Raw genomic sequence first — 19,289 nt, 5'->3', positions numbered from 1 at the left:
GGGGCGGAGCGGCTAGCGGAGCTTGATCAGCTCCTCCAGCACCGCCGCGACGCCGTCCTCCTCGTTGCTCACCGTGTGCAGCGGCACCGCCGCCAGCACCTGCGGGTGCGCGTTGGCGACGGCGTACGCGGTGCCGGCCCAGGCCAGCATCTCCAGGTCGTTCGGCATGTCGCCGAAGGCGACCACCTCGGCCCGGTCGATCCCGTGCTCGGCGCACCAACGGGCCAGCGTGCTGGCCTTGGTGACGCCGGGCGCGCTGATCTCCAGCAGCGGGATCGGCGAGGAGCGGGTGATCTCGGCCAGGTGCCCGGCCGCCGTACGGGCCTCGGCGAGGAAGGGGTCCGGGTCGAGGTCGGGGTGCTTGGCCAGCAGCTTGAACAGGTCCCGCACCGGGCCGCCGTCCGCCAGCAGCTCCTCGGCCGGGCCGATCGCCCGCACCTCGTCGTCGCCCCACATCAGCACCTCGTACCCGGGCTCCCGGGCCCAGCCGTCCGCGTACTCGAACGCGAAGGCGGTGCCGGGCAGCTTCGCCCGCAGCGCCTCGACCACGGCCAGCGTGGTCTCCGCCGACATCGGGAAGTACTCGATCAGCTCGCCGCCGCGCCGCACGTCCACGATCGCGCCGCCGTTGGAGCAGATCGCCACCCCGTGACCGCCGATGTGCGGGCTCACCTGCTGCATCCAGCGCGGCGGCCGGCCGGTCACGAACACCACCTGCACCCCGGCCGCCTCGGCCGCCGCCAGGGCCGCGGCGGTGCGATCGCTGACGGTGCCGCCCGAGCACAGCAGGGTGCCGTCCAGGTCGGTGGCGATGAGGCGGGGAGCGCTGCGGGGTTCGGTCACCGGTCCATCTTCGCCCATCGCCGCCGCCGTCGACTCCGGCGGTACCCGACCCGCACCCGACCTGACCGTAGGGACGGGTTCCGGCCCTTCCGGCGCCGCTTTCCGGCCGATCCGCCCCCGTCCGGGGTGTCGCCGCGGCCCGGCGGGCAGGAACCCCCTGGTCACCCCGTCGGCAGGAAGAGCCATGCCCACTCGCCAGCTCCGTGACGAGCCGCCCCCGACCCTCCCCTCCCCGGATCCCGACGCCGCCTCCCGCGAGCCGGTCCTGCTCGGCGAGGTGCTCTTCCACACCCTCGCCGAGCTCGCCCGCCGCACCCCGGACCAGCCGCCGGCCTTCCCGGCGCAGCGCACCCGCCCGCACCCCTGACGGGCCTCAGCCCAGCTGGGCCAGGCCCTCGGTGGCGATCCTCTCGAAGACCGCGAGGTCGTTCTGGTAGATCGAGTCCGGGACGGGCCAGTGGATCACCAGCTCGGTGACGCCCAGCTCCCGGTAGGTGCCGGCCCAGTCCACGAAGGCGTCCAGCGACTGGAGCGGCTTCTCCGCCGTCGAGCCCTGGAGCAGCATCTTCTCCAGCGTCGCCACGTCCCGGCCCTCGGCCTCGCAGGCCGCCGTCAGCTTCTCGATCTGTGCGGCGATCACCCCGGGCGCCTGCTCCACCGGCACGTCCGCCGGGCCCTTCGGGTCCCCGTACGTCACCCAGCCCTGCCCGTACTCGGCGGCCAGCCGCATCCCGCGCGGCCCGGCGGCGGCCACGTAGAACGGCACCCGCGGCGTCTGCACGCAGCCGGGGATGTTCCGCGCCTCGACCGCAGAGTAGTACGTGCCCTCACGCGTCGTGGCGTCGCTGCGCAGCAGCTCGTCCAGCAGCGGCAGGAACTCCCCGAACCGGTCCGCCCGCTCCTTCGGCGACCACGCCTCCTGTCCCATCGCCGTCGCGTCGAAGCCCGTCCCCCCGGCCCCGATCCCCAGCGTGACCCGCCCGCCGGACACGTCGTCCAGCGTGATCAGCTCCTTCGCCAGGGTCACCGGGTGCCGGAAGTTCGGCGAGGTCACCAAGGTCCCGAGCCTGATCCGCTCGGTCGCGCACGCCGCCGCCGTCAGGGTCGGCACCGACCCGAACCACGGCTCGTCCCGGAACGACCGCCAGGACAGGTGGTCATAGGTGTACGCGGCATGGAACCCGAGCTCCTCGGCCCGCCGCCAGATCTTCTGCCCCTCGCTCCACCGGTGGATGGGGAGGATCACCGTGCTCAGTCGCATACCGCCGACCCTACGGCAGCCGTCAGCGGCTCCCGGTCGGACTCAACGCAGCAGCCAGCTCAGCAGGGCCGTCGCGATGAACACCGTGCCGGACGCCAGCCAGACCGCGCGCGCGGTCAGCCACCCCGGGCCTGCCAGGGGCCGGGACTGCGGGACGGGAGCCAGCAGCGCGTCCGCGAAGGCCCGGGCGGTCGGCGGTCGGTCCGCCGGCTCGACGGACATCGCAGCCCGTAGCAGCAGGGCGAGGTTCGGTGGGAGCTCCGCTCCGGCTGGGAGCGTCGGCAGCGTCGAGGCCGTCGGCTGCCCGGTCATCAGGGCCGTGGCGCGTCCGCCCGGGCCGAACGGCTTCCGCCCGGTCAGCAGCTCGTAGGCCACGACGGCCAGCGCGTACACGTCGGCCCTCCCGTCGAACCCGCCGGTCTGGAAGGCCTGCTCCGGTGCCATGTACGCGGGCGTGCCCGTGGTCACCGTCAGCCCGGACGCGTCGGCCAGTTGCTTCGCGCTGCCCAGATCCGCCACCAGCACCGCGGCGGGCGCGGGGCCGGTGGCGAGCAGCAGGTTGGACGGCTTGACGTCGCGGTGCACCACGCCCGCCTCGTGCAGGACCTGGACCGCGTAGCCCGCCTCCGCGGCCAGCCGCAGCGCCTCCTGCGGGTCGCACCGCCCGACCCGGTCCGCCAGGGTGCCGCCGCGTACGTAGTCCATGACGAAGTAGGGCCGGTCCTCCTGCACCCCGACGTCGTGCACCCGGACCACCCGCGGGCTGGCGATCCGGCGCAGCAGCCTCGCCTCCACCAGGAACCGCTCGCGCACATCGGCGTTGGCGGCCCAGTTCTCGGCCAGCACCTTCACCGCGACCTCGGTGTCGAGCTCCGGATCGTAGGCCTTCCAGACCGTCGCGAAGGAGCCGGCTCCGAGGCGCTCCAGGAGGAGATAACGGCCGAGCTTGCGCATGTGGCAGCATTCTGCCGGAGCCGGGGGGAGCGCGGAACTCCCGTGCGGCGGGTGGGCTGCCAGGCGGGACGAAACGGGGGATCCGGGTGTTCGAGGAAGTCGAGCTGGAACGGTTCGTGACGGCCGCTCAGGCGGGCGACGCGGAGTCGATGGAGTACCTGCTGGCCAAGCTGCGGCCGGTGGTGCTGCGCCGCTGCTCGCGCTTCCTGCCCCACCACGCCGACGCGGAGGAGGCCGCGCAGGACGCGCTGCTGTCCATCAGCACGCACCTGGGCGACTACGGCGGCCGAGGCTCCTTCCTGGGCTGGGTGACGGTGATCGCCTCGAACGCCGCCCGGTCCACCTACCGCTCGATGCGCCGGCGCGCCGAGGACAGCCACGCCGACCTCCCCGAGTCCGCCGACCCGCGCACCACCAGCGTCATCGCCGGGACCAGGCTCGACCTGATGGAGGCGCTGGCCGCGCTGGAGCAGCAGCACCCCACCCTGGTGGAGGCCTTCGTGCTGCGCGACCTGGGCGACCTGACCTACGTCCAGGTGGCCGAGGAGCTGGGCGCCCCGTTGGGCACGGTCAAGGACCGCATCCACCAGGCCCGCCGCTTCATGCGCGAGCGCCTGGTCACCGGTCCGTGAACGGCGGTCCCGCGGCGGGCGGCGGCCACGCCGTCGTCCGGCTCCGGTCCGCCGTCGCCGCCCTGGTGGCGGCCGCCGCGCTCGGGCTGGCGGCCGGCCGGTTCGTCCTGCCACCGCCCCCGGGCGGGTCCGCCCCGGCGCCCGCGTCCTCGGCGACCGGCTCCGCCTCGCCGACCGGTGCGACCGGTGCGACCGGGCCGGTGACGACCGCGAACCTGCTGGAAGCCGCGGCGTTCGGCCCGGATGTCGGCGTCGGCCGGATCCACGTCACCGACCGGTACGGCGACGGGGCGTACGCCAACGCGGCCTGCTCCGGCGAGAAGACCCTCGGCCAGACCGTCGGCGGGCCCGGTGCCCACTTCCGCGGACTGATCACCGGCACCCGCACCAGCCCGGACGACCCCACGCTGGCCGCCGACAACGTCGACCAGGTCGCCCGCGAGGTCGCCGCCGAGGCCGAGAGCCCTTCCCTGGCGCAGAACTACGCCGGGCGCCTGCTGCTGGAGGCGGCGGCCTGCCAGGAGGAACCGGCGGGGCACTGGCTCTACGGAAGGACCACCACGGTGCAGCTCGCCCCGGACGTCACCGCGAGCTGGATGGGCACGTACCAGGGAGCGCTCAACACCACCGGCAGCGCGCCCGAGGGCAAGGAGCCCTGCGGCGGCATCGCCGTGCTGCGCAGCGGCAACCACTACGGGGTGCTGGAGGTCTACGCGTGCCTGGGCACGGCCGCGATGGACCGCGTCGTCAGGACCGCTTTGTCACGGCTGTGAAACAGCCGGTCCGGGCTCCAACTTTCCCTCCTCCGGCGGCATCTCCCCGGTTGTACGAGGACGCAGCAGGCGTCCCGACCAGCAGGGGGACCAGATGACCGAGAACCGGACCGTCCAGCAGAAGTCCGTCCGCCGCAACCGGCTCGCCGCCGCGGCCTGCTTCGCCGCCTCGCTGATCACCGTCGGCGTCGTCGGCGCCCAGTCGGCCACCGCCGACCCGGCCGCGCACAGCTCCGCGCACAACTCCGTGCACCGCACCGCGGTCGCCGCGTCCGGATTCGGCTCCGCCGCCCTCGTCCAGAGCCAGGACTTCCCGAAGGGCCTGAACCCGGTCGGCGCGACCGTCGAGCTGACCGGACGCGAGGGGCTGTCCGCGTGCTCCGGCGAGGAGACGATGAGCGACCTGACCAAGGGCCAGGCCACCGGGTACGCGTCCGTGACCTGGACGCTCGACAGCAAGGCCAACCTCCACGAGCTGGCCGCGAACGCCCCCACCGAGGCCGCGGCCGCCACCTGGGAGCAGCAGCTCGTCGCGCTCGTCCAGGACTGCCAGGACGAGCCCGCCGGCCACTGGCACTACGGCGAGGCCCACACCTTGACCGCCGCCGGCGGCACCGCCCGCTGGTACCTGGCCCACAACGGCGACGGCACCGTCAGCGGAGGGGTCGCGGTCCTGCGGAGCGGCACCAGGGTCGCCCTCGTCGAGCTCAACCGCCAGCCCACCGACGCCTCGCCCTACGTCGAAGGCATCGCCACTGCGGCACTGAACCGTCTCTCCTCCTGACCGGCAGCCCCGCTCCGCCCGCGCCACCGGGCGGAGCCGGGCCGGCCCCGGACATCGAAGGGGCCCGCACGCCCAGGGGCCGTGCACCGTGTCCTCAGCCGACCCGTGGTTGTGCCCAGGCCGGGCCCAGCCGACGGAGTCAGGTCCTTCCCGCACGCGCGGGACCTCACCGCCGCCCCCGTCTATGCGCTCCTGAGGGCGGTCAGGGGGTCGGTGCGGGCGGCGCGGAGGGCCGGGTAGAGGCCGGCCAGCAGGCCGACGACCGTGCCGATCAGCGGGGCGGGCAGGGTGGTGGCGGGCTGCAGGACGGCGGTCCAGTCGCGGGCGGCGGCCACGCCGATCACGGTGACCGCGCCGAGGCCGGTGCCGATCAGCCCGCCGAGGGTGCCGAGGGCTGTGGACTCGGTGAGGAACTGGGCGGCGATGTGGCCGGTGCGGGCGCCCAGGGAACGGCGCAGGCCGATCTCCGGGGTGCGTTCCAGGACGGCGACGAGGGTGGTGTTGGCGATGCCGACGGCGCCGACCAGCAGGCAGATCCCGGCCAGGGCCAGGAAGAGTCCGGTGAGGTCGGAGGTGACGGTGTCCTGGAGGCTGTGGGGGTCCGGCGGGGGGACGACGGTGAACGCGTCGGGGGCGTCCGGGCGCAGGGCGAGGGGGAGTTGGGCCGCGACCACGGGGGCCGCGCCGATCCGGGTGGCGACCAGTGCCTGGGCGGCGCGGTCGGGCTGCGGAGAGGGGTTGCCGAAGTGTTCGAGTGCCGTGCTGGCGGGGATGAGCAGGCCGAGCAGGGCGCCGGGCTGGCGTTGGACGTCGGTGTAGACGCCGATGACGGTGTACGGGATGCGGTCGATGAAGACGGCGGGCTGGGCGTCCAGGCGGCTGATCCCGAGGCGTTTGGCGGCGGCCTCGCTGAGCAGGACGACCGGTTGGGCGGTGTGCTGGGCGAAGTCGTCCAGGGTGACTCCGGCGGTCAGGGTGGGTTCCATCGCGGTGACCGCGCCCGGGGTGACGGCGAGGACGGACAGTCCGGCGCCTTCGTCGGGGCCGTCCGGGCGGCGGGAGAGGGTCGGGGCGGCGGGCACCGGCCACCAGAGGCCGCCGGCCCGTACGCCGTCGATCGAGGTGATGCGGTGGTCGGCGTCGGCGGGGAAGTCGCTGGGCGGGTTGGTGCCGGGGGCGGTGCCGTCGGTGCGCGGTCGGTCGGTGACGGTGACGGTGGTGGCCTTGGTGAGGCTGAACCGTTCGCCGATCTGGCCGGTGGCGGTCGCGGTGAGGCCGAGGACGGCGACGAAGGCGCCGATGCCCAGGACGGTGCCGAGCAGGGTCAGGGCGGAGCGGCCGGGGCGCTGCAGGATGCCGGAGAGGGCCTCGGAGAGCAGGTCGCGGGGGCTGAGACGGGAGGGCGGCCCGGGGAGTACGGAGCGGGCCACTCAGGCCTCCTGGGGTGCGGTGAGGCGGCCGTCGCGGATGACGACCCGGCGCTGGGCGCGGGCGGCCACGGACGGGTCGTGGGTGATGACGACCAGGGTGAAGCCCTGGGCGTGCAGGGCGTCGAAGCGGTCCAGCACGGCTTCGGCGTTGGCCGAGTCCAGGTTGCCGGTCGGTTCGTCGCACAGCAGCAGGCTGGGGCGGTTGACCAGGGCGCGGGCGATCGCGACCCGCTGGCGCTCGCCGCCGGACATGGTGGCGGGCAGTGCGTCGGTGCGGTGGCCGAGGCCGACCAGGTGCAGGGCTGTCAGGGCGGCGGTGCGGCGGGTGCGGCGCGGGGTGCGGTTGTAGACCTGGGCGAGGAGGACGTTCTCCTCGGCGGTGCGGTGCGGGAGCAGGTGGAACGACTGGAAGACGAAGCCGATCCGGTGTCCGCGCAGGGTGGAGCGGTCCCGGTCGCGCAGGCCGGCGGTGTCGATGCCGTCGAGTTCGTAGCGGCCGCTGGTGGGGGTGTCGAGCAGGCCGAGGAGGTGGAGCAGGGTGGACTTGCCGGAGCCGGAGGGGCCGGTGACGGCCAGGTACTCGCCGCGGTGGACGGTCAGGTCGGTGGGGTGCAGGGCGGTGACGGGCGGGTGGCCGGGGTGGGTGCGGGCGACGCCGTGCAGGGCGATGACGGGCGGGGCTGGTGCTGCTGCTGTCGTCATTTGCCGACCACCACCTGGTCGCCGGGGCGCAGCCGGGTGCCGTCGGCCGGGGTGACGGCCACCAGGCCGTCGGCGGTGACGCCGGTGGTGACCGGGACGGTGGTGCGGTTCCCGGCGGGGTCCACCGTGGTGACGGAGGTCCGGCCGGCGGCGTTGGTGGAGATCGCGGCGACCGGGACGGCGGTGACGGGGGCGCCGGCCTTGGCCTTGAGGACGGTGAGCCGGACGTTCTTGCCGTTCATCGTGGCGGGCAGCGGGGTGTCCGGGGTGATCGTCACCGGGACGTAACTCTGGGCGCCGGGCTGGTTGTTGGGCACTCCGGGGGCCGGGCCCGCAGCGCCGGGCTGGGCGGGCCCGGCGGCCGGGGCGCCCGCGCCGCCGAGGGCGATCACCTTGCCGGCCGGGGCGGCGGTGGTCGGGGCGCCGACCTCGGCGACGGTGCCGGGGACGGTGGTGCCGGTGTCCTCGGCGAGCAGTTCGACGGCCATGCCCGGCCGCACGCCCGCGGTCTGGGCCGGGGTCAGCTGGCCGGTGACGGCCAGGCCGCCGCTGGTGAGCGACAGCAGGGTGCCGGAGACGGGTGAGCCGACCGCGCCGTTGACGGCGGTGACGGTGGCCGGGAGCGCGGGCAGGAACAGGACGTGGGCGGCCGGGACCATCGGGCCGTTGACGGCCCTGGCCTTGCCGAGGGCGGTCTGGTCGGCGGCCAACTGCTTCCTGGCGTTGGCGAGTTGCTGGTCCAGGTCGCCGGTGGGGGGCTGCTGGTTCGGTGGCGGGGTCTGGGGCGGTGCGGCGGTGCCGGCCTTCTTCTGGGCGGTGAGGGTGTCCACCGTCTGCCGGTCGGTGTCGACGGCCTTCTGGGCGGTGTCCACGGCCTGCTGGGTGGTGGCGCCGGTGGTCGGCACCGGGTAGCCGAGCCCGCGGTAGAAGGCCGACACCGCGGCGGCCGTGCCGGGCCCGTAGGAGCCCTGGTCGTCCTCGCCGCTGCCGTGGCCCAACCCGGCCAGGGCGGACTGGAGTTCGGCCACGTCGGGGCCGGTGCTGCCGGGCTTGAGGTCGCGGTAGGCGGGCACCGGCCCGGGTAAGGCGAACAGCGGCTGTCCGGACACCTCGGCGAGCAGCCTCCCGGCCGTCACGGCGTCCCCCTGCTTCACCCCCAACTTGGAGACGAACAGCGCGGTCACCTCGGTGGAGGCGGCGGCCGGGACCACGTTGTACTGGGCCGGCGGGTACACCACGGCGCGGGCGGCTATCGAGGGGGTCAGCACCTGGCTGACCACCGGCGCGGTGAGCAGGCTGCTCGGCGGCGGCGCGGTCCGCGCGGCCCGCTCCGCCGGGGACTGCACCAGCGTCGCCGCCCCCACCCCGCCCACCGCCACCAGCCCGGCCGCCAGTGCCACCCCCAGCAGCACCCGCCGCCGCCGCGCGGCCCGCGATCGGCCCGGCGGGGAAGACGGAAGAGGCTGGGCCATGTCGTCAGCGCCCATCGTCGTGGTCAACGGTGCCTCCTCCTTGACGGTGCCCTCGGGAAGAGCATGGCCTATCGGATGTCGTGCGACGTAAGGGGGTGTGGAGACGATCGGCCGACAACGAACCCGAGTTGGTACCGCAGTATCGCGGGAGCCACCCCTGGTCTGCCTTCAGCACTCCGACAGCAGGAGCCAACCACGGCGACGGCCGCCTGCCACCGCCGTCATGCCTGGCCCAGCAGCTTCTTGGCTGCGGCGATCCGTTGCTGGGAGATTTCCCTGTCTGCTTGGAGGGCCTGCTCGTTCCTGCTGATGTACACCTGCTGGTAGGCGGTCAGCACGGCATTCCAGGTGCCCAGCAGCTTCACCTGCTCTTTGCAGTTCATGTCGGCGACCGCTGTGTCCCGCTCCTCCTGTGACACCTGCTCCGGCCAGGCCGCCGAACTCGCCTGTACCGGATTCGCGTAGTTGTAACCCAGCTTGGTCATGCAGCTCTGCCAGTCCGCGAGCGCGGCGCGGACCCGGCTGTCGACGGCGGCGTGGTCGTACGCCTTGGCGCGGAGAGTGCCGACCAAGTCCGAGGCGGTGTTCTTGACGCCCTCCGCCTGGAGCCGCCGTTCGAACTCTCCCATGCAGCCCCGGTCTGCCTTGGGATCGGCGGCACCGGCCTTGGTCCCGTGATCCCCCATCAGAGCCTTTTGGTATTCGGGGCCCTGCCCGGACGGATTACCCGTACCGGAGGTGCCGTTGCCTCCTGGCCTGGGCGGCCGGTGGTACCCGGTCTGCTGCGCGGCGGAGACGGAGAGCAGGCCCAGGAGCGAGGTGTCGATGGGAGTCGGCGGGGGAGGTGTCGACACCGGCCCAGGGTCGTAGTCGAACCCCTTGGCGGTCATGCAGGTCCGGGTGGCCTGGCCCATGGCCCGGAAGATCAGCGCGGACTCCTCGGCCCCTACCGAGTAGCCGTCCAGCGGATGGGTCACCGGCGAGCCGTCTGCCGGGTCCGCGCCGATCTGCGGGACCACGGGCTCGCCCACGTTGTCGGAATCACCGCCCGCCTTCGTGTCGTTGCTGCAGCCTGCGGCGAGCACCGCTAAAGCCACGACAGAGATGACCACTTGAGCCCTGTTCAGTCGCATCTCAACGCGCCCTCTTCATGTCCGACGTCGCCTGTCGACGCAAGCCTCGCACCGTCGCGGCCCCGCCGGGGTCCGGCAACCTCCCCCGGCACCCGACCGGGCAGACCGAAAACTTCTGGAAAACCACCTGCAACCTCCGCAGGGGATGGACGTCTTTAGGTTCGAAGGCTCGGGGAACGGACCCGCAAGCCGGGGGAGCACCAGGGGCCGGCCGCCTTCGTCAACTGCAGTACGCCATATCCAGGGGGATTCCGTCATGCGCGCATACCTTTCGTCCCGTTTCGCGAAGAACGTGGCCGTCGTCACCGCCGCTCTCGCGGTCGCGGGAGGCACGGCCGGTACTGCCGCCGCCGACCAGGGCAACTGCACCGGTCAGTCGGTCGTCGACCGCCCGGGCCGGCACCCGGTGAAGGACGCTCCGGTGCATCGCGGTGGCATCACGCTGGGCTACGAGAGCCCCGGCCCCGGCACCCCGCTGACCGTCGGCCGGCCCTGGGAGTTCACGCTCAGCGAGTACAACGCGACCGGCGCCGACTACCGGAACATCGCTGTCGACCTGTTCATCCTGGGCTGGACGGAGGTCGGCCCGGGCCGACTCGGTGGGATGACCCCGCAGAACACCCACCTGGAGGCCCGGATCAACGGGGTCTGGAAGAACGTCCCGCTGAAGACCGGCTGCGACCCGGCGTTGGCGATCAACAGCACCCTGGTCGACCACTCACTGGCCGCGGGCGCCCGGTGGGAGCAGACCTTCCGACTGACGGTCGACGCCAGTGTGTCCCCCAAGCTGACGTCGTTCCAGTTCGGCGATGCCGTCACGGCGGACGGCACGTGGCAGTACCTGAAGTCGGACGGCGTCGTTCAGGCGACGTACGACATCGCCCGCCCTGCGGCCACGGCCCCCCGGCCGGCCGCCACCGAGGTGCCCGCCCCCGCCGTGCCCGCGGCAGCCGCGACCCCGGGGGCCGGCGCTCCGGCGGCCGCCAAGACCGCAGCCCCGGCCCGCGCCGTGCCGCCTGCCCGGACCATCCCGGCCCCCGTCGCACCGGCCCCGGCCGCCCCGGCACCGGTGACCACAGCGCCGGCCCAGGCCACCCCGGCACCGGCCACCACCACGCCGGCTCCGGCGACCACCACGCCGGCTCCGGCCACGGCCACGTCGGCCCAGGCCGCCCCCGCGGCCGTATCGGCGCTCGCACCTGTCGCCGCGTCCGCACCCGCCTCCGGCTCGGGCGCCGTTCCGGGCATCGCCGCAGGTCTGGTCGCCGCAGTCGGCGGGGTCGGCGCGCTGGTCGTCGCCCGGGCCCGCCGCCGGCGCCGTGCATAATCCGAACGATCACGGGGTTTCAGGGGGGATAGATGTCAGCAACGGCTGCCCACGTCCAGTCGGTCATGCCGCTGCGCGCCGGCCGGTCGACCGGCCGGGCCGTCGGCCGAGGTGCCAGGCTGCTGCTCGCGGTGCTGTTCGGAACGCCGGCCGAGTCGGCGGCTCCGAGCCGCCCGCGGTTCCAGCTGCTGCGCGGAGGCGCCGGCCGGGCCGAGGAAGGGCCGCGACCGACCGTGACCGACCTCTACCACGCCCACCGCCTGGGACTCGTGCGTCTCGCGGTGCTCCTGGTCGACGACCTGCAGAACGCCGAGGACGTGGTGCAGGAGTCGTTCACGTCGCTGTACCAGCATCACGGCGAGAACCTGGACGACCTGGACAACGCACTCGCCTACCTCCGCACCACCGTGGTCAACAACGCCCGTTCGGTGCTCCGGCGCCGGAAGACCGCACGCGCCTACGTGCCTCCGCACGAGCCGGACGCGGCCTCCGCGGAGGACCACGCCGTCCACCACGATGAGCACCGCCGGGTACTGGCGGCACTGAAGGAACTGACGCCGCGTCAGCGCGAGGTGCTGGTCCTGCGCTACTGGTCGGACCTGAGCGAGGCGCAGATCGCGGAGACCCTCAACCTCTCCCGAGGTGCCGTGAAGTCGACCGCCAGCCGGGCACTGGACGCCCTGGAGAAGAAGCTGGAGCAGGTGCGATGAGCAGACCCCGCAACCCCCGGGACTCCGGGGGCGACGACCCGGCGTCCGCCGCGAGCCGGACGGAGCTGCTGCTCCGGGCCGCACTGGCGGCCCGCGCCGACGAGGTCGGTGTGCACGACCTGCGCCCGGCCGCCCCTCCCGCCCGGACGGCACGGCGGAGCCGGCGCCTCCGCACCACCGCCCTGCCGCTGATCGGCCTCGCCGCGGCGGGTCTCGTGGGGTACTTCGCCCTCGATCACCCGATGCTCACCGGGGACCGTACGGTCCGGCCGGCCGTCCCGGTGACGAGTTCGCCCACGCCGAGTCCGACCGCCCCCACCCCGACCCCGTCGGCAAGCGCGTCGGCCTCCCCGACCGGGACACCCGACACAACGCCCTCGGCACCGGCGTCACCCCCGCCCGCCACGGACGCGCCCACCACGGACGTGCCCACCACGGACGTGCCCACCACGAGCCCCCCTGCCGGGGCGAACGCCACGTCCGGCCAGTACGTCGCCGCGACCTGGCTGAAGGCTTCGGAGCTGCCGCTGAACCCGGTCTTCCACTGGCAGGCCGCTGCCGGCACCCCGACCAACAGAACCGGTGACTTCCAATGGCTGTGGGTATGCGGTAAGGGCAGCCCGACCGGGGAACTGCAGAGCACGTCGATCTCCCTGCTGGACTTCAATGCCACGCGCAACGGGGCGAGCACACCCCGGGCGGCCCAGCTGATGTTCTACTTCAAGGACGCCGACGCGGCGGCCACGGCACTGGACCGGATCCGGCAGGACTACGCGGGGTGCGCGGCGGACAGGGCGGCGCACGGCCCGGTCGACACGACGGGTGCGACGTACGACTGGCAGATCACCCGCACGGCGAGCAGCACCGCCGGTTTCGCCTACCGCACCGTGGCCCGCGGGGCGGGGAACAAGCCGGCCGAAATGTCCAACTGGCCGCCCGACTCGCAGGAGTGGTTCGCCCGGTCCGGAAACGTCATCACGATGGTCAGCGTCTCCGGCTTCGACGCGTCGGTCGATCCCACCGGTGACGCCGCCCGGACGCTCGACGCCATGACGACCCGGCTCGGCGGCTTCCCCCGGTGAGGGACGCCGTGCACGAGCCATGGCGAGGAACTGCCGTACCAGTGCGAAGCCGGTATCACGAGCGGGAGCCCCGCCCTGGTGTCGCCAGAGGGTCACGGTGCTCGGTCACATGCCCAGGCTCTATGGGGCGGGGAGGGGCGCCCCTTCTGCGTAGGGCCGTGCTGCTGCAGAAGCCGTCACATAATCCGGCAGCTCGGGGACCGAGCGGAGCTCTCAGTTCGAATCCCTGATCCAGTTGGAACTCTTCATCAAGAATTGACTGCCGGAGCCCAATTATTTCGGCCTGAATCTTTCGGTTCCGATAATGGGAATTACGCCCTCCCCGTCCAATACTTTGAGTGTTCCCATGAGCTTTCCTTGGGCCCAGCTGTTCCATGATTTGACGATGAGATTGTAGGAGCTCTTTCGTCCGGCGCTTGTTCCTAGGATTACGCGTTCACGAAAGAATCGGTTTCGTAGAACTAGGCGAGGGTCTTTCTGGTCCATGTTGGCGCCTGAAATCAACCCACTCACCCAATCTTCGATCCTGTCCGAGTACTCGGTTCGCGATGCCTGGGCGAGAACGGCAAGGTGTGTCGGCTGATTGATCCCAGCAGCTCGATAGGCGGACGCGACCGACGGGGCCAGGCTCACTAGTTCGGGCCACGCTGCCACTGCCTTCAGAATGTCAGATGTCGGGGCCTTGGTGTCATAGAAGCCGTCGAATAGCGTCACGGGGTCCCACATCTTATAGAGATTCCCCACGATACGTGCGGCTGCCGCCACAATTACCCGGTGGGGGATCTTCAAGAGTTGAGCAGCCTGGCGACGATGACCGGCATCCAAAACGTCGAATGTCTCCACTAGGCAGTTCGGAATGACGAGCATCTCAATAGAGGTGCCCGAAATTTTGACGCCCATCAGCCGATGTTGGCCATCCAAGAGATTTCCTTCTGTGTCGAAGGCGATCCCCTGATGCGTCGTTCTCCACTCTCCTCTTTCCATGGCCCTGGCATACCGCTCATAAACGGTATCCGAAAGAACTCGGTTGTGCTCCGGGTTGCAATGGGTGAGCCACAGGCTTGCCATTTCGGGGGTCACGATCATATATGTCGGCCCCTCAGGGAGGGTGGGGAGATCCACCATTTTCGTTCTGCATCCTTCGGTGCGTGCGTCATCTACTTCAAACGCACTGTATGCCAACTCGACCAAAGGGGCAAAACTAAATTCGGAATCTGATCAATATTGACCATTTATGAGCCCTTGGATTCGGAAGTGATCGCTTCATGGCCTGTATTGCTACTGGTGTCCAGTAATGTGCCGCCAAGAGGGTTGGGCTGAGAGTGGCATGATCGCCATGAGGGAGGTGCAGTGCTTGCGGGGCATGAACAAGAGCTCATCCAGGGCATCAAATATCGAGATCTGATGGATTAGAGCTGACCGTGATTACGCGATCCAGGGCGTTTGATCGACCCTGCCTGCGGCCGGTTCGAAGAACTGGCCAGCGGGTTTGCCGGTGGCCTTGAGGATCACGGTGGCGGAGAGCATCGGATCGACGCCCGTGCTGTCCCGGTGGCAGGCGTCGGCCGGGAGGCGGCTGGTGATGGCGCCGCGGTGGTGGAGGATGTCGACCATTTCGTTGAGCGCATCCCGGTACTCGGCGTCGTTCAGTTTCAGCCAGGTTCCTCCGTCCTGTTCTGCCGACAATTTCCCTACTGTAGCGACTCGTCCGGGTTCCGACCTGGGATCTCGGGGCGGCGGGGCCCTGGGGGTGGGGTGGGAGGCGCTAGTGTGTCCGCCGCAGCTTCATCTGATCATGTGTTGAACAACGGGGGTTCTTTCGTCATGTCTGCATCCAGGAGACTGCTCGTCGCCGCTCTGGTCGCCACCGCCGGGCTGGGCCTCACCGCCTGTGGCCCGGACGACCCGTCGACCACGGGCGCCGGCAGTGCCGTCACCACCGCGGCCACGGCGCCGGCCACCGGCGGCGCGGCCCCGACCACCGCGGCGCCGGCCACCGGCACCGGCAAGCCCGCTCCGGCGGGCAAGCCCACCGACGGCGGCCCGGAGGGGTTCTGCACCCACGAGCCGCTGCCCGCCGGGCAGAAGTGGGTCAACGTGGAGAAGGGGACCAGCGCGACGGCGCTGGTCTACAAGGAGACCAAGGACGCCTGCGGCGTCGACGACGTCGCCCTCGAGCCGGTGGGCGCCGACAAGACCGCGACCTTCGCGCCCGGCGCCAAGGGCCACCTCAAGTCGGTCGTGGCCGCGCCGAAGGACGTCAGCGCGGCCGACCTGGCGAAGCACATCAACGAGTGCATCGCCACCCCCGGCAACCAGAAGGGCTTCTACCCCTGCTCCAGCGGCACCTACAAGGTCGCCCTGGACGCCTCCGGCAAGGTCGTCGAGATGTGGGAGCGCCCCAGCTCCTGACTCATGGCGGGGAGGGCCCCCTAGGGGTGGCCCTCCCCGGCGTCATACCGGGGCACTAGAGGACGTCCTCATTCCAGCTCATGGCCCCTGCGGCGCCGGGCCGTTACGTTGAGGGCGTGTCCACTGCTGTCATCAAGACCGAGGGCCTCACCAAGAGGTTCCCCCGGGTCACCGCGCTCGACCAGCTGACCGTCGAGGTGCAGCCCGGGGTCGTCGGGCTGGTCGGGGCCAACGGGGCGGGCAAGTCCACCCTGATCAAGATCCTGCTCGGGCTCGCCCCGGCGACGTCCGGCCGCGGCGAGGTGCTCGGCCTGGACATCGCCACCCGGGGGTCGGAGATCCGTGAGCGGGTCGGCTACATGCCCGAGCACGACTGCCTGCCGCCGGACGTCTCGGCGACGGAGTTCGTGGTGCACATGGCGCGGATGGCGGGGCTGCCCGCGACCGCCGCGCGGGAGCGCACCGCGGACACGCTGCGGCACGTCGGCCTGTACGAGGAGCGGTACCGTCCGATGGGCGGCTACTCGACGGGCATGAAGCAGCGGGTGAAGCTCGCCCAGGCGCTGGTGCACGACCCGAAGCTGGTGCTGCTGGACGAGCCGACCAACGGCCTGGACCCGGCCGGCCGGGACGAGATGCTCGGGCTGATCCGCCGGGTGCACAGCGACTTCGGCATCTCGGTGCTGGTCACCACCCACCTGCTGGGCGAACTGGAGCGGACCTGCGACCACCTGGTGGTGATCGACGGCGGCAAGCTGCTGCGCTCCTCCTCCACCGCCTCCTTCACCGAGGCGACCGCCGTCCTCGCCGTCGAGGTCACCGATCACCCGGAGGACGCGGTCGCCGAGCCTGGCGCCGAGGTCCGGGCGCGGCTCGCCGCCGGCGGGCTGGAGGTCCGGGCGGAGGGCTCGCACCTGCTGCTGGTCCGGCTGGCCGGCGAGGACACCTACGACACCATCCGCGACACGGTCGCCGAACTCGGCCTCGGCCTGGTCCGGTTGGAGCAGCGCCGGCACCGGGTCGCGGAACTCTTCACCGACCACGACGAAGCCGACGCCCTGGACGACGAGGCGTACGACGGCGACCACGACCAGAGCACCAGGGGAGGGACGGACGATGCCGCAGCCTCCTGACACCAGGCCCGCCGACACCGGTGTCATCCACGACATCGGCTACCGCGGCTACACCGGCCCGCGCCTCGGCCGCGCCTACGCGACCCGCTCGCTCTTCACCCAGAGCCTGCGCGCCGCCTACGGCCTGGGCCGTTCCGGCAAGTCCAAGGTGCTGCCGATGCTGCTGCTGGGCGTGGTCACCGTCCCGGCGATGATCTTCGTCGCGGCGGCGGTCGCGCTGCACCGGGACGAGCTCCCGGTCGAGTACGCCGGCTACCTCTCCAGCCTCGGCCTGGTGGTGTCGATCTTCCTCGCCGCCCAGGCGCCGGTGCTGCTCTCCCGGGACCTCCGGTACCACACCGTGCCGCTCTACTTCTCCCGCCCGATCACCCGCGCCGACTACGTCCGGGCCAAGTTCGCCGCCATGGCCTGCGCCCAATTCCTGCTGATGGCAGCCCCGTTGGTGGTGCTGTACGCGGGGGCGCTGCTCTCCGGGATGGACTTCGGGCACAACACCGGCCAGTTCCTGTACGGCCTGGCGGCAGCGGTGCTGTACGCGCTGGTGCCGACCTCGGTGGCGCTGGTGATCGCCGCGAGCACCCCGCGCCGGGGCTTCGGCGTGGCCGCCATCATGGGCTACCTGGCGGTGAGTTCGGTCATCGCCGCGATCGCGGTCGGCATCAGCAACCCGGGCCCGGGCGGTTCGGACGCGGCCCAGTGGACGGCGCTGATCTCGCCGAACGGCCTGGTGGAGGCGCTGGTCAACGAGGTGTTCGACCTCGGGTCCGGGATCGACCGCCGGCACGCCCCGGGCGGGCTGGGCACGCTGGTGTTCGCCCTCGTCGCCGTGGCGATGGTGGCCGGCTCCTACCGCCTCCTGCTGCGCCGCTACAGCCGCGTCTGATGCGACCGCCCCTGATGCAACCGCGTCCGATGCACCCGCAGTATCTGAGCGAGAAGGTCTGAGAGGGCGGCATGGCCACCATCACCATCGACAAGGTCTCCCGCTGGTTCGGGAACGTGGTCGCGGTCAACGACATCTCGATGTCGATCGGCCCCGGCATCACCGGCCTGCTCGGGCCCAACGGCGCGGGCAAGTCCACCCTCATCCACATGATGAGCGGCTTCCTGGCCCCCTCCAGCGGCGCGGTCACCCTGGACGGCGCGCCGATCTGGCGCAACCAGCAGGTGTACCGGCAGATCGGGCTGGTCCCCGAGCGGGAGTCGATGTACGACTACCTGACCGGCTGGGAGTTCGTCCTCGCCAACGCCGAACTGCACGGCCTGCCCCAGCCCGGCGCCGCCGCCCGGCGCGCCCTGGACCTGGTCGAGATGGCGTACGCCAAGGACCGCCGCACCGGGACGTACTCGAAGGGCATGAAGCAGCGGGTCAAGATGGCCTCGGCGCTGGTCCACGACCCGGCGGTGCTGCTGCTGGACGAGCCCTTCAACGGCATGGACCCGCGCCAGCGGCTCCAGCTGATGGAGCTGCTGCGCCGCTTCGGCGCGGACGGCCGGACGGTGCTGTTCTCCTCGCACATCCTCGAGGAGGTCGAGCAACTCGCCCGGCACATCGAGGTGGTGGTGGCCGGACGGCACGCCGCCTCGGGCGACTTCCGGCGGATCCGACGGCTGATGACGGACCGCCCGCACCGCTACCTGGTCCGCTCCAGCGACGACCGCCGACTGGCCGCCGCGCTGATCGCCGACGGCTCGACCACCGGCATCGAGGTGGACGAGCGGGAGCGGGCGCTGCGGATCGAGGCGGTGAACTTCCAGGGCTTCACCACCCTGCTGCCCCGGGTCGCCCGGGAGGCGGGCATCCGGCTGTACACCGTCTCCCCGGCGGACGAGTCGCTGGAGAGCGTCTTCTCCTACCTGGTCTCGGCATGACCCCCGGCTCCACCCGCGCCACCCACCGGACCCAGGAAGGGGTCGACCGACCATGAACCCGACCGTCGCCAGGCTGACCCTGCGCGGCCTGCTCGGCCGCCGCCGCGGCGCGCTGCTGCTGGTGGCCCCGGCCCTGCTGCTGATCGTCGCGGCGATCGCCGCCGGGTCGAGCGGCGACGCGCACAGCCTGACCGTCAAGATCCTCGGCCAGCTGGACCTCGGCACCCTGGCGCCGATCCTCGGCCTGGTGATCGGCACCGGGGTGATCGCCACCGAGATCGACGACGGCTCGATCGTCTACCTGCTCGCCAAGCCGCTGCCGCGCTGGCAGATCATCACCACCAAGCTGACCGTCGCGATCGGCACCACCTGGCTGTTCGCCGCCGTCCCGACGCTGTTCGCCGGACTGCTGCTGTACGGCACCAGGGACGGCGTGGCGCTCGGCTACACCGTCGCGGTGCTGGTCGCCGGGGCCGCGTACAGCGCGCTGTTCCTGCTGCTCGGCGTGGTCACCCGGCACGCGGTGGTGGCGGGGCTGGCGTACGCGCTGATCTGGGAGTCGCTGATCGGCAACTTCGTCGAGGGCGCCCGGACGCTGAGCATCCAGCAGTGGGGCCGGGCGGTCGCCGAGGCGGTGGCCGGGGACGCCGCGATCGGCGCCGACATCTCCTTCGGGGCGGCCGTCCCGCTGCTGCTGGTGGTCACTGTCGGGGCGACCGTCCTGGCCTCGGTGAAGCTGGCCGGGCTGACCCTGGCCGCCGAGGAGTAG

21 protein-coding genes are annotated in these 19,289 nt (G+C 72.0%); 12 read left to right on the top strand and 9 right to left on the bottom strand.

Annotated features, from left to right (window positions below; translation table 11 throughout):
- Positions 1-12 precede the first annotated feature (12 nt).
- On the bottom strand, positions 13-861 hold the full coding sequence (locus ACFVXG_RS09655) for an HAD family hydrolase (RefSeq protein ID WP_387925945.1): 849 nt from the start codon (positions 859-861) through the stop codon (positions 13-15).
- A 166-nt stretch (positions 862-1,027) separates the two neighbouring features.
- Here ACFVXG_RS09655 and ACFVXG_RS09650 point away from each other — a divergent pair, with 166 nt between their 5' ends.
- Positions 1,028-1,210: a hypothetical protein gene (locus ACFVXG_RS09650; protein WP_387925943.1), complete on the top strand. Its 183-nt coding sequence runs from the start codon at positions 1,028-1,030 to the stop codon at positions 1,208-1,210.
- A gap of 6 nt (positions 1,211-1,216) precedes the next feature.
- Here ACFVXG_RS09650 and ACFVXG_RS09645 read toward each other — a convergent pair whose 3' ends face one another.
- Both ACFVXG_RS09645 and ACFVXG_RS09640 read right to left on the bottom strand, forming a co-directional pair.
- Positions 1,217-2,104, bottom strand: a complete 888-nt coding sequence (locus tag ACFVXG_RS09645) for an LLM class flavin-dependent oxidoreductase (RefSeq protein WP_387925941.1) — start codon at positions 2,102-2,104, stop codon at positions 1,217-1,219.
- A 42-nt stretch (positions 2,105-2,146) separates the two neighbouring features.
- Positions 2,147-3,058 carry a serine/threonine-protein kinase gene (locus ACFVXG_RS09640; RefSeq protein ID WP_387925939.1) on the bottom strand — a complete coding sequence of 304 codons (912 nt, stop codon included), beginning with the start codon at positions 3,056-3,058 and terminating at the stop codon, positions 2,147-2,149.
- 86 nt (positions 3,059-3,144) lie between these two features.
- Between ACFVXG_RS09640 and ACFVXG_RS09635 the strand changes: the two genes are divergently transcribed.
- The 3 genes from ACFVXG_RS09635 to ACFVXG_RS09625 all read left to right on the top strand — a co-directional run bounded on the left by ACFVXG_RS09635 (position 3,145) and on the right by ACFVXG_RS09625 (position 5,247).
- On the top strand, positions 3,145-3,690 hold the full coding sequence (locus ACFVXG_RS09635) for an RNA polymerase sigma factor (protein ID WP_387925937.1): 546 nt from the start codon (positions 3,145-3,147) through the stop codon (positions 3,688-3,690).
- On the top strand, positions 3,687-4,463 hold the full coding sequence (locus ACFVXG_RS09630; RefSeq protein ID WP_387925935.1) for a hypothetical protein: 777 nt from the start codon (positions 3,687-3,689) through the stop codon (positions 4,461-4,463). Before ACFVXG_RS09635 ends, ACFVXG_RS09630 begins: the two co-directional genes overlap by 4 nt.
- Positions 4,464-4,557: 94 nt before the next feature.
- Positions 4,558-5,247, top strand: a complete 690-nt coding sequence (locus ACFVXG_RS09625) for a hypothetical protein (protein WP_387925934.1) — start codon at positions 4,558-4,560, stop codon at positions 5,245-5,247.
- A gap of 182 nt (positions 5,248-5,429) precedes the next feature.
- On the opposite strand, the gene ACFVXG_RS09620 is transcribed toward ACFVXG_RS09625, so the two are convergent.
- From ACFVXG_RS09620 to ACFVXG_RS09605, 4 genes are all read right to left on the bottom strand, one after another.
- Positions 5,430-6,677 carry an ABC transporter permease gene (locus tag ACFVXG_RS09620; protein WP_387925932.1) on the bottom strand — a complete coding sequence of 416 codons (1,248 nt, stop codon included), beginning with the start codon at positions 6,675-6,677 and terminating at the stop codon, positions 5,430-5,432.
- Positions 6,678-7,379, bottom strand: coding sequence for an ABC transporter ATP-binding protein (locus ACFVXG_RS09615; RefSeq protein ID WP_387925930.1), 702 nt, complete (start codon positions 7,377-7,379; stop codon positions 6,678-6,680).
- Positions 7,376-8,878, bottom strand: coding sequence for a peptidoglycan-binding protein (locus ACFVXG_RS09610; protein ID WP_387925928.1), 1,503 nt, complete (start codon positions 8,876-8,878; stop codon positions 7,376-7,378). The genes ACFVXG_RS09615 and ACFVXG_RS09610 overlap by 4 nt, the downstream gene beginning before the upstream one ends.
- Before the next feature lie 194 nt (positions 8,879-9,072).
- Positions 9,073-9,984 carry a hypothetical protein gene (locus tag ACFVXG_RS09605; RefSeq protein WP_387925926.1) on the bottom strand — a complete coding sequence of 304 codons (912 nt, stop codon included), beginning with the start codon at positions 9,982-9,984 and terminating at the stop codon, positions 9,073-9,075.
- A 256-nt stretch (positions 9,985-10,240) separates the two neighbouring features.
- On the opposite strand from ACFVXG_RS09605, the gene ACFVXG_RS09600 reads away from it, so the two are divergent.
- From ACFVXG_RS09600 to ACFVXG_RS09590, 3 genes are read left to right on the top strand one after another with little or no spacing between them, the layout of a single operon-like run.
- Positions 10,241-11,311, top strand: a complete 1,071-nt coding sequence (locus ACFVXG_RS09600; RefSeq protein WP_387925924.1) for a hypothetical protein — start codon at positions 10,241-10,243, stop codon at positions 11,309-11,311.
- A 32-nt stretch (positions 11,312-11,343) separates the two neighbouring features.
- Positions 11,344-12,021: an RNA polymerase sigma factor gene (locus ACFVXG_RS09595; RefSeq protein ID WP_387925922.1), complete on the top strand. Its 678-nt coding sequence runs from the start codon at positions 11,344-11,346 to the stop codon at positions 12,019-12,021.
- Positions 12,018-13,103: a hypothetical protein gene (locus ACFVXG_RS09590; protein WP_387925920.1), complete on the top strand. Its 1,086-nt coding sequence runs from the start codon at positions 12,018-12,020 to the stop codon at positions 13,101-13,103. The genes ACFVXG_RS09595 and ACFVXG_RS09590 overlap by 4 nt, the downstream gene beginning before the upstream one ends.
- 273 nt (positions 13,104-13,376) lie before the next feature.
- On the opposite strand, the gene ACFVXG_RS09585 is transcribed toward ACFVXG_RS09590, so the two are convergent.
- Together ACFVXG_RS09585 and ACFVXG_RS09580 are read right to left on the bottom strand one after the other, a co-directional pair.
- Positions 13,377-14,189, bottom strand: a complete 813-nt coding sequence (locus ACFVXG_RS09585; RefSeq protein ID WP_387925918.1) for a hypothetical protein — start codon at positions 14,187-14,189, stop codon at positions 13,377-13,379.
- Positions 14,190-14,528: 339 nt separating this feature from the next.
- Positions 14,529-14,789 (bottom strand): hypothetical protein, encoded by a 261-nt coding sequence (locus tag ACFVXG_RS09580; protein ID WP_387925916.1) that lies wholly within the window; start codon positions 14,787-14,789, stop codon positions 14,529-14,531.
- A 138-nt stretch (positions 14,790-14,927) separates the two neighbouring features.
- Here ACFVXG_RS09580 and ACFVXG_RS09575 point away from each other — a divergent pair, with 138 nt between their 5' ends.
- From ACFVXG_RS09575 to ACFVXG_RS09555, 5 genes are all read left to right on the top strand, one after another.
- Entirely contained in the window at positions 14,928-15,515 is a 588-nt protein-coding gene (locus ACFVXG_RS09575) for a hypothetical protein (RefSeq protein WP_387925914.1), read from the top strand.
- Positions 15,516-15,595: 80 nt separating this feature from the next.
- Complete coding sequence (locus ACFVXG_RS09570) at positions 15,596-16,648, top strand: ABC transporter ATP-binding protein (protein ID WP_387925912.1); 1,053 nt, start codon at positions 15,596-15,598, stop codon at positions 16,646-16,648.
- The gene (locus ACFVXG_RS09565) at positions 16,632-17,531 is read left to right on the top strand and encodes an ABC transporter permease (protein WP_387925910.1); all 900 of its coding nucleotides are present in this window, start codon (positions 16,632-16,634) and stop codon (positions 17,529-17,531) included. Before ACFVXG_RS09570 ends, ACFVXG_RS09565 begins: the two co-directional genes overlap by 17 nt.
- 71 nt (positions 17,532-17,602) lie before the next feature.
- A complete protein-coding gene (locus tag ACFVXG_RS09560; RefSeq protein WP_387925908.1) occupies positions 17,603-18,520 on the top strand; it encodes an ABC transporter ATP-binding protein in 918 nt (305 codons plus the stop codon).
- 52 nt (positions 18,521-18,572) lie between these two features.
- Complete coding sequence (locus ACFVXG_RS09555; protein WP_387925906.1) at positions 18,573-19,289, top strand: ABC transporter permease; 717 nt, start codon at positions 18,573-18,575, stop codon at positions 19,287-19,289.

This window comes from Kitasatospora sp. NPDC058162 (assembly GCF_042884005.1).
GTDB lineage: Bacteria > Actinomycetota > Actinomycetes > Streptomycetales > Streptomycetaceae > Kitasatospora.
Note: the sequence above shows the minus strand (reverse complement) of the source record. Positions and strands in the feature narration are given on the sequence as shown.

Bases quoted from the DNA above. Each gene is read 5' to 3' on its own strand.
- ACFVXG_RS09655 (WP_387925945.1), bottom strand. From the start codon at position 861: ATGGGCGAAGATGGACCGGTGACCGAACCCCGCAGCGCTCCCCGCCTC.
- ACFVXG_RS09650 (WP_387925943.1), top strand. From the start codon at position 1,028: ATGCCCACTCGCCAGCTCCGTGACGAGCCGCCCCCGACCCTCCCCTCC.
- ACFVXG_RS09645 (WP_387925941.1), bottom strand. From the start codon at position 2,104: ATGCGACTGAGCACGGTGATCCTCCCCATCCACCGGTGGAGCGAGGGG.
- ACFVXG_RS09640 (WP_387925939.1), bottom strand. From the start codon at position 3,058: ATGCGCAAGCTCGGCCGTTATCTCCTCCTGGAGCGCCTCGGAGCCGGC.
- ACFVXG_RS09625 (WP_387925934.1), top strand. From the start codon at position 4,558: ATGACCGAGAACCGGACCGTCCAGCAGAAGTCCGTCCGCCGCAACCGG.
- ACFVXG_RS09615 (WP_387925930.1), bottom strand. From the start codon at position 7,379: ATGACGACAGCAGCAGCACCAGCCCCGCCCGTCATCGCCCTGCACGGC.
- ACFVXG_RS09605 (WP_387925926.1), bottom strand. From the start codon at position 9,984: ATGCGACTGAACAGGGCTCAAGTGGTCATCTCTGTCGTGGCTTTAGCG.
- ACFVXG_RS09600 (WP_387925924.1), top strand. From the start codon at position 10,241: ATGCGCGCATACCTTTCGTCCCGTTTCGCGAAGAACGTGGCCGTCGTC.
- ACFVXG_RS09595 (WP_387925922.1), top strand. From the start codon at position 11,344: ATGTCAGCAACGGCTGCCCACGTCCAGTCGGTCATGCCGCTGCGCGCC.
- ACFVXG_RS09590 (WP_387925920.1), top strand. From the start codon at position 12,018: ATGAGCAGACCCCGCAACCCCCGGGACTCCGGGGGCGACGACCCGGCG.
- ACFVXG_RS09585 (WP_387925918.1), bottom strand. From the start codon at position 14,189: ATGATCGTGACCCCCGAAATGGCAAGCCTGTGGCTCACCCATTGCAAC.
- ACFVXG_RS09575 (WP_387925914.1), top strand. From the start codon at position 14,928: ATGTCTGCATCCAGGAGACTGCTCGTCGCCGCTCTGGTCGCCACCGCC.
- ACFVXG_RS09570 (WP_387925912.1), top strand. From the start codon at position 15,596: ATGGCCCCTGCGGCGCCGGGCCGTTACGTTGAGGGCGTGTCCACTGCT.
- ACFVXG_RS09565 (WP_387925910.1), top strand. From the start codon at position 16,632: ATGCCGCAGCCTCCTGACACCAGGCCCGCCGACACCGGTGTCATCCAC.
- ACFVXG_RS09560 (WP_387925908.1), top strand. From the start codon at position 17,603: ATGGCCACCATCACCATCGACAAGGTCTCCCGCTGGTTCGGGAACGTG.
- ACFVXG_RS09555 (WP_387925906.1), top strand. From the start codon at position 18,573: ATGAACCCGACCGTCGCCAGGCTGACCCTGCGCGGCCTGCTCGGCCGC.